Origin of the sequence: Bartonella sp. AA83SXKL, assembly GCF_042196965.1 — a bacterium.
Taxonomy (GTDB): domain Bacteria; phylum Pseudomonadota; class Alphaproteobacteria; order Rhizobiales; family Rhizobiaceae; genus Bartonella.
The window spans coordinates 1-327 of the sequence record NZ_JBHIRG010000234.1; the positions used below are offsets into that span (position 1 = coordinate 1).

The following is a 327-nucleotide window of genomic DNA, read 5'->3' on the forward strand; positions in this document are numbered from 1 at the left end:
GGAGCTAATAGAACAAAAGCTGAGATTAAACGCGATTATGAATACCTTACACGACTATGGGATACTGTTCGCACTTTAACACTCAAGTCAACTGCTCCATGTCTTGTCCATGAAGAAAGCAATCTTATAAAGCGTTCTATACGCGACCTTTACAATAAAAATATCAATGAAATTCTCGTTTCTGGTGATCAAGGATATCGTGAAGCAAAAGACTTCATGCGTATGCTGATGCCAAGTCATGCAAAAGTTGTGCAACCTTATCGCGATCCTATCCCTATTTTTGCGCGCAATAATATCGAAATTCAACTTGACAAAATGTTGCATCCT

General features: G+C 38.5%; 1 protein-coding gene. It reads left to right on the plus strand.

All coding sequences use genetic code 11. From position 1 onward, the window contains the following. The coding region (locus tag ACFINO_RS10815) for a ribonuclease E/G (RefSeq protein WP_375655851.1) at nucleotides 1-327 on the plus strand (327 nt) is incomplete at both ends.